This is a genomic window from Phyllobacterium sp. P5_D12 (genome assembly GCF_054049495.1).
On record NZ_JBFUMG010000237.1, the window covers coordinates 1 to 6,479 of the forward strand.

6 protein-coding genes and 1 riboswitch are annotated in these 6,479 nt (G+C 56.1%); of the genes, 4 read left to right on the forward strand and 2 right to left on the reverse strand.

Translation table 11 applies throughout. The annotated features are described in order from the left end of the window. The first annotated feature begins 164 nt into the window (after window positions 1–164). Window positions 165–272: riboswitch (TPP riboswitch) on the forward strand. Between the two features lie 44 nt (window positions 273–316). From thiB to ACXJ5O_RS15645, 4 genes are all read left to right on the forward strand, one after another. Further along, window positions 317–1,333 (forward strand): thiamine ABC transporter substrate binding subunit, encoded by a 1,017-nt coding sequence (thiB, locus tag ACXJ5O_RS15630; protein ID WP_457300687.1) that lies wholly within the window; start codon window positions 317–319, stop codon window positions 1,331–1,333. After that, a complete protein-coding gene (thiP, locus tag ACXJ5O_RS15635) occupies window positions 1,309–2,964 on the forward strand; it encodes a thiamine/thiamine pyrophosphate ABC transporter permease (RefSeq protein WP_457300688.1) in 1,656 nt (551 codons plus the stop codon). Before thiB ends, thiP begins: the two co-directional genes overlap by 25 nt. A gap of 76 nt (window positions 2,965–3,040) precedes the next feature. After that, window positions 3,041–3,715: a thiamine ABC transporter ATP-binding protein gene (locus tag ACXJ5O_RS15640; RefSeq protein WP_457300691.1), complete on the forward strand. Its 675-nt coding sequence runs from the start codon at window positions 3,041–3,043 to the stop codon at window positions 3,713–3,715. A 118-nt stretch (window positions 3,716–3,833) separates the two neighbouring features. Continuing rightward, window positions 3,834–5,342: a M48 family metalloprotease gene (locus tag ACXJ5O_RS15645; protein ID WP_457300689.1), complete on the forward strand. Its 1,509-nt coding sequence runs from the start codon at window positions 3,834–3,836 to the stop codon at window positions 5,340–5,342. Between the two features lie 52 nt (window positions 5,343–5,394). Here ACXJ5O_RS15645 and ACXJ5O_RS15650 read toward each other — a convergent pair whose 3' ends face one another. After that, window positions 5,395–5,994: a CarD family transcriptional regulator gene (locus ACXJ5O_RS15650; protein WP_457300690.1), complete on the reverse strand. Its 600-nt coding sequence runs from the start codon at window positions 5,992–5,994 to the stop codon at window positions 5,395–5,397. 354 nt (window positions 5,995–6,348) lie between these two features. Then, a partial coding sequence (locus ACXJ5O_RS15655) for a DUF3470 domain-containing protein (protein ID WP_457300692.1) occupies window positions 6,349–6,479 on the reverse strand: 131 nt, incomplete at its 5' end.

Below are 6,479 nucleotides of genomic sequence, written 5' to 3' on the forward strand. Positions count from 1 at the left end.
TCTTCGGATCGCACTACTTATCTACCAAGACGCGCTTCGACGACCGCCCGTCTTCCCAACATGCAAACAATAGCCAGACGCGAAAGCGGGCGTGGCAAGGGGCAAGCACACCCGAGGCTAAGGCATATTGCTTGCACGGCAAAAGCTTTATCTCTAATCTTTGCAATGCTCTAACGGGGTGCCATTCGGCTGAGAGGCTCAAGGAGAAATCCTGCCAACCCGCGGAACCTGATCCGGTTTGTACCGGCGGAGGGATTAGACGCGGCAATAAAGCCGGCGCACCAATCCTTTTGAATTTCAACTCTAGGAGGCGCCGATGCGGCTGTTCGACATTATTCTGAAGTCTCTGAGCATGGCGGGCATTCTTGCAATTGCCCTTGCCGGACCGGCAAAAGCCGATGGCAAACTGACGGTCTATACCTATGAAAGCTTCACTGCCGAATGGGGTCCGGGGCCGAAAGTCAAGGAAGCTTTCCAAAAGCAATGCAATTGCACTGTGGACTTCGTCGCGGTTACGGACGGCGTCGCTCTGCTCAACCGTCTGAGACTTGAAGGTGCTTCAACCAAAGCCGATGTCGTGCTTGGCCTCGACACAAATCTGACCTATGAGGCGAAGGAAACAGGACTGTTCGCCCCGCACGCAATCGACGCGAGCGCGATTGATATTCCCGGCGGCTACCAAGATGATACTTTCGTACCCTATGACTACGGTTATTTTGCCGTGATCTACGATACGGAAAAGCTCAAGAATCCACCCACCAGCCTCAAGCAACTGGTCGAGGGTGATCCAAACCAGAAAATCGTTATCGAGGATCCGCGGACGTCTACACCCGGCCTCGGCCTCTTGCTCTGGGTGAAGTCCGTCTATGGCGACAAGGCCAGCGAAGCCTGGGGTAAACTGAAGGATCGCGTGTTGACCGTGACGCCGGGCTGGTCGGAAGCCTACGGCCTGTTCACAAAGGGAGAAGCACCGCTCGTGCTTTCCTATACGACTTCGCCTGCTTATCACGTAATCGCTGAAAAGACCGAGCGCTACAAGGCCGCTGCATTCGAAGAGGGCCATTATCTGCAGATCGAAGTGGCCGCGCAAACTGTGAATGGCGCAAAAAACCCGCTTTCGGCGCAGTTCCTGACTTTTATGACCGGCACGGCATTCCAGGATACCATTCCGGAAAGCAACTGGATGTTTCCGGCGGCGAAGACAAGTGGACCGCTCAATCCCGCCTTTGATGCCTTGGTGAAGCCGACGAAAACATTGATCTTTTCGCCGGAGGAAGTGGCCAGGAATCGCAAAGCCTGGATCGATGAATGGCTGTCGGCCATGAGCCTGTAACAAAATTGATATCCTTGAAGCCATTGGCGGGGGCTCTCGCCTTCGCCTTCCTTGCGGTGCTTGCGGGCGGTGCGTGCTTGTGCCTCTCAGTTGAAGCGCTGCGTGGCAGCACGGAAGGCTTTGCGGCCTTCGACGGCTACCTCTGGCGAATTGCCCGCTTCACACTGCTGCAGGCGCTGCTCTCCATGCTGCTCTCGGTGGGGCTTGCCATCCCGCTCGCTCGCGCCCTTTACGCGCATCCAGACTTCCCGGGACGCAGTATGATCTTGCGGCTCTTCGCTCTGCCGCTCGCGCTGCCAGCCCTTGTCGCCGTGCTCGGTATAACCAGCATCTATGGACGCAATGGCCTGCTTGCTGCGCTGTTCAGCTGGCTGGGGCTGGACGTCATTCCCAATATTTACGGTCTAACCGGCATCCTCATCGCACACGTGTTTTTCAACCTTCCTCTGGCGACACGACTGCTACTCTCGAGCATGGACTCTATTCCGGAAGACTATTGGAAACTCTCTTCCCAACTCGGCATGGGGAAATGGGCGCGATTTCGGGTGATCGAATGGCCGGTGATCCTGCGCAACATTTCCGGAATCGCGGGGCTGATTTTCATGCTCTGTATTACATCGTTCACTATCGTCCTGACGCTCGGCGGCGGACCGCGTGCGACGACGCTAGAGGTTGCGATCTACCAATCGCTGCATTTCGATTTCGATATCGCCCGTGCGGTTTCGCTGACGCTTGTGCAATTGTGCCTGACCATTGCGGTTCTATCGGTTCTGAGCCTGAGCGGGCGCCCGACCGAGGAAGGGTTCAGCCTACGCACGACGACGCGCCGTTTTGACCAGCCAACGTTAAGGACACGCCTTCTGGACGGAGCCACGATAATCCTCGGTCTGCTTTTCGTCGCGCTGCCGATAGCCGGAACAGTCGTTTCGGGGCTGGCGGCCGATCTTCTCCGGCTTCTGGGTGAGGGTCTTGTTTGGCGCGCAATCCTGACCAGCATCGTGTTCGGAGCAAGTGCCGCTGCGCTGTCGCTGCTCATTTCATTGGCGTTGGTGGTGGCCCGCGAGTATCTTGCAAGCCAGCGTGGCTACGCCTCGCCAAAACTGTTTGAGCGGTCGCTCGACCGCGGTGCAAGTCTCATCATGGTCATTCCGCCGATCGTTATCGGCTCCGGCTGGTTTATCTTGTCACGCCATTTTGTCGATCCATTCAGTCTCGCACCCTTTATGGTCGTGAGCGTCAACGCGGCGATGGCCATACCTTTTGCGTTTCGCATATTGCGCCCGACATGGGATACAGCGGCTAGCCGCCACAACAGGCTGTGTGCGCAATTGGGCATTACCGGATGGAACCGGCTTCGTCTTATCGACTTGCCGGTTCTGAAGCGGCCGTCGAGCGTCGCTTTCGCCTTTGCGATGGCCCTATCGCTCGGCGACCTTGGTACGATCGCTCTCTTCGGCAACAATTCCATTCAGACCCTGCCCTATTTGCTGCTGCAACGGATGGGCAGCTATCGTACACAGGATGCGGCAGGCCTGGCATTGATCCTCGGTGTGCTGTGCTTGCTCCTGATGATCGCAGCTGACAAAGGTGCAGGCACTCTGGCAAAGAGAGAGGTCGCAAACATTGGCTAAGCGTTCCCGAACCGAGGCCCGGACCAAGGATGGTGCGGCCATCCGCCTCGATGCGGTCGACTTCGACTATGGTGACATGGCGATGCATTTCGACCTGACCATCGAACCGGCGACCATCATTGCGATCATAGGCCCAAGCGGTGCGGGAAAATCCACCCTGCTCAATCTCATCGCTGGATTTGAAACGGCTAAATCCGGACGGATTGTAATTGCGGGTGCGGACGTAACCCATGCCGCCCCCTCGGAACGGCCTGTTTCGATGGTCTTCCAAGACAATAATCTCTTCGCGCATCTTGATGTCACCACCAATGTCGGGCTGGGCCGTAAGCCCAACCTCAGATTGGACGAAACTGACAAGGCGGCTGTTGCGGAGGCAATCGACAAGGTTGGCCTTTCCGGCAAGGAGCGTCGAAAGCCGGAAGCTCTATCTGGCGGTGAGCGCCAGCGGGTGGCGATAGCGCGAGCGCTCGTACGGAACCAGCCGGTACTCTTGCTTGACGAGGCTTTCGCCTCTCTTGGTCCTGCTTTGCGGCATGAGATGCTCGACCTTGTCGGTGATCTGCAGGAAGAAACCGGTATGACCGTGGTCATGGTGACGCATCATCCCGGCGATGCTTTGCGCCTGCAATCCTTGCTGGTTTTCCTCGACAATGGGAAAGTCGTTGCTTCGGGACCGGCGGCAGACCTGCTCTCAACCAAGGCGCCAACGCTGTTGCGGAAATATCTCGGTGCAGAAGACTCTGCGCTTTGACATATTTTCGACGCGTTGCCACATTCAAGAACACAATGAAATTCTTGCTCACAGCTGCTTGTCGGGCTAGCAAGGGCACGAAAACACGCATCTGCTCGCGCGCGACGACAATGAGGACATGATTCTGGCTTCGCACCAATCCCCCAACTACAACGGATGGCTTCCAGCCGCTCGACGCAGGAATCTTGCGTCGGCAACGCTGCTGCTCGCCTTCCTGTCGGGGTGCCAGGTTCTCAATGTCACCAAGGACGACGCGTTAGGACCTTCGTCAAATCCGGTGACAGTCGACAATGTCACCAAGAACGACAGGCTGGCAAAGCTCAGTGCCGAGCAGCATCCTCGCATTCTTGCGACCTATGGCGGCGAATACAAGGATGCCAAGCTCGAACGCATGGTCGCCAAAGTCGTCGGTAACCTGACTACGGTTTCCGACAATCCAACGCATACCTATCGTATTACCATCCTCAACTCGCCCAATATCAATGCGTTCGCCCTCCCCGGCGGCTATCTTTATGTGACGCGTGGCCTTCTTGCCCTTGCCAATGACAGTGCGGAACTCGCAGCTGTCATCGCACATGAGATGGGTCATGTGATCGCCAATCACGGTATTGAACGCCAGCAGCGCGAGCAGGAAGCACAGATTGCCGGTCGCGTCGTTTCGGAAGTCTTGCAGGACGATAGTGCCGGACGCGAAGCGCTGATCCGCGGAAAGCTGCGCATGGCGCAATTTTCGCGAAACCAGGAACTTCAGGCGGATGCCATTGGCATCAAGATGATCGGCGAGGCTGGCTATGATCCCTTCGCCGCCGCCCGCTTTCTCCAGTCCATGGCGTCCTATGCAGATTTCCGCAGTGTCTCGGGCGCGACCGATGCGAGCCTCGACTTTCTTGCAAGCCACCCTTCAGCACCACAGCGCATCGAACTCGCGCGCGGGCATGCCCGTCGTATCGGCGCACCGGGTGTAGGCACGACCGACCGTGACTCGTTCCTGCAGGGCATCGACGGTATCCTCTATGGCGACACACCCGAGGAAGGTTACGTTCGTGGACGCAACTTCGTTCATCCGCTGCTCGGTGTAAGCTTTACCGTTCCTGAGGGTTTCACTATTGACAACAGCGCAGACGCGGTCATGGCAACGGGTCCGGGCGAGGTGGCAATACGCTTCGACGGGACGCAGGTTTCAGGCAATCCGTCGATGACGGATTACATGCGCAGCGGCTGGGTTACGGGTCTTGACGATGCCAGCGTTCAGGCAGTGACGTTCAACGGAATGCCCGCGGCGAGCGCGAAAGCCCGAGCGGATCGTTGGGAATTCGATATATTCGTCGTCAATGCCGGCAACCGGATTTACCGCTTTCTGACAGCTGCTCCAAAGGGAAGCACCACGCTGATGCCGGCTTCGCAGACGGTCATCCGGAGCTTCCACCTGCTTACACCTGAGGAGAAAGCAAATACCAAACCCCTGCGCATCCGGGTCGTCACGGTCAAGCCCGGTGACACGCTGGTCAGCCTCTCCAACCAGATCATGGGCACCGATCGAAAGCTCGACCTCTTCCGCCTGATCAATGCACTGCCACCCGGCGGAACGGTGTCCGCCGGCGACAAGGTCAAGATCATCAGCGAATAAAAAAGCCCGGCAAATGCCGGGCTCTTCTCTTATGCGTCGGATGAAACCGTTGTTATGCGGCTTCTTCCTGCTCGTCTTCAACAACGACGTCTGCTTCAACCTCGGCCTCTTCAGCCTTGGCGCCACGCTTTGGTCCTTTGGCGAGATTAACCTCGATGAGGCGTACAGCTTCTGTTTCCGACATCTTGTTGACGGCGGAAATCTCGCGAGCCATGCGATCCAGCGCTGCTTCATAAAGCTGACGTTCTGAATATGACTGTTCCGGCTGGTTGTCAGCCCGGAAAAGGTCTCGCACGACTTCCGAAATCGAAATCAGGTCGMCAGAATTGATCTTCGCATCATATTCCTGGGCACGGCGGGACCACATGGTCCGCTTGATGCGAGCGCGTCCCTGGACAACCTTCAACGCACGATCAACATAGTCTGTCTCTGAAAGTTTCCGCATACCGATAGCTGTTGCCTTGGCGACCGGTACCTTCAAGCGCATTTTGTCTTTCTGAAAATCAATAACGAACAGCTCAAGCTTGTGGCCCGCAACTTCCTGTTCCTCGATATTCACAATTTGTCCTACGCCGTGGGCCGGATATACAATAAACTCGCCCGTCTTAAATCCGATACGCTGGGCGGTCTTTTTCTGCTGAACTGCTGTCATGCGCTTAACTACTCCTTGCTGCGCCCGGCAAAACGCACCGGTCAAACCAATCACTGGAAACCGGAACCCGGTTTGTCGGCCGCCAATTGTCACGCAAAAGCAATCCGGACAAAACAGATTGATGGGCAAACAAACAACACGCCCTGAACTGCAGAGTCCGAAATAAATCTAGCCGATTGGTGATTTATGCTTTAGCGCCACGAAATTTGACGTCCAATGATCAACATATGCCGTTACACTATCACGAAAAGTGATTAGAATCAACTTTTTGCTGCGCCTGCGCAAAAGGCGCAATATTTCAAGATGCGCCCTGCGATAAAAATCGGTTATTTATTTCTAAACTCGAATAAAATATCAGTCGCCCTCGCCAGGCTCTGGCGAAAAGAATTTTTCAAACTTGCCTTCGAGACCATCCATATCCTTGGCATCCACAGGAGCATCGCGCTTCTGCGATATATTAGGCCATTTCTCGGCGTATTCAGCAT

Coding starts and splice junctions, on each gene's coding strand:
- ACXJ5O_RS15640 (WP_457300691.1), top strand. CDS start 3,041: ATGGCGATGCATTTCGACCTGACCATCGAACCGGCGACCATCATTGCG.
- thiB (WP_457300687.1), top strand. CDS start 317: ATGCGGCTGTTCGACATTATTCTGAAGTCTCTGAGCATGGCGGGCATT.
- ACXJ5O_RS15645 (WP_457300689.1), top strand. CDS start 3,834: ATGATTCTGGCTTCGCACCAATCCCCCAACTACAACGGATGGCTTCCA.
- thiP (WP_457300688.1), top strand. CDS start 1,309: ATGGCTGTCGGCCATGAGCCTGTAACAAAATTGATATCCTTGAAGCCA.